The organism is Vibrio sp. 2134-1, from assembly GCF_033339495.1.
In genome coordinates this window covers 1-996 of the sequence record NZ_JAWOUS010000159.1, presented here as the reverse complement: position 1 = coordinate 996, position 996 = coordinate 1, and the positions used below count along the sequence as shown (strand labels likewise).

The following is a 996-nucleotide window of genomic DNA, read 5'->3' as shown; positions in this document are numbered from 1 at the left end:
ATCACACCGTGGGCAAACAATGCGACAGAAGTCAGTGTGCCCGATGCAAGCCTTGCTGGTGGTTCGTCAAACATCGCAATCACTGACGACATTACCGTTGAGTCTGTACAGGTGCAGCTGACGCTAGAGCACTCGCGTCTACCTGATTTGGCAATCGAGCTTGTTTCCCCATCAGGCACTCGCTCCGTATTGCAAACACCACGTAACGGCCTTGTTGGTCAGTCTCTTGATCCAAACATTACGGGTTACGAAAACCAACTGATGTTGTCTAACCAATTCTACGGCGAGAATGCCAAGGGTGAATGGACACTGAGAGCTATCGATACAAACGGTGATGAAGTCTTCTCATTTATCGCTTACTTCAACTCATCCGCTATCTATGATGTACCGATGGCGAACAACGCAAAACCAGGAGTTATCAAAAACTGGTCTATGCGTATCTTTGGCCACTAAGGAGTCAATCACATGAAATATCAGACATTTTCTATTTTGGCTCTTTCACTAATAGCCAACGCAGCCTATGCCGAAACGCAGTTGTCGCAACAACCAAGTCCCGAGTTGTTTGTTCCTTCTGATGCGGTTGAGGTGAATGGTGAAGCGTATCGTAAAGTGCAAACGAACACGGTGAGCAATCTCTCTGAAGCAGTTAAACTGCAAGCCGGTGACGAGGTGTTTAAGAACGCGTTTGGCAATGTGTCTAAAGCGACGGGACTTATCTACATCACCGTAAACAACGCCGCTGATGCCAAAGCAGTAGCAAAAGAGTTAAAGCTAGACGTTGTGTTTGCAGATGGTGAATCTGCGGTGCTAAAAGCTTCTGAAGGACAAGACTTACTTAGCATCAGCGATTACTTGAATGCTGACAGTCGCGTCAAAGCGTCTAAAATTGAACTAAACAGCGGTAAATACCGTGCACAATAATTCTCTAGCAAGAGAAGTTGGCTTCTAAAACAATGCCTCAGCAATTGCTGAGGCATTTCTTTGTTCTTTCGTTTA

2 protein-coding genes are annotated in these 996 nt (G+C 45.8%); both read left to right on the top strand.

The annotated features are described in order from the left end of the window. Positions 1-453: proprotein convertase P-domain-containing protein (locus R7R78_RS24620; protein WP_225474436.1), on the top strand; the 453-nt coding region annotated here is incomplete at its 5' end. A gap of 12 nt (positions 454-465) precedes the next feature. Continuing rightward, positions 466-921, top strand: coding sequence for a hypothetical protein (locus R7R78_RS24615; RefSeq protein WP_017447452.1), 456 nt, complete (start codon positions 466-468; stop codon positions 919-921). The last annotated feature ends 75 nt before the right edge of the window (positions 922-996 follow it).

Bases quoted from the DNA above. Each gene is read 5' to 3' on its own strand.
- R7R78_RS24615 (WP_017447452.1), top strand. From the start codon at position 466: ATGAAATATCAGACATTTTCTATTTTGGCTCTTTCACTAATAGCCAAC.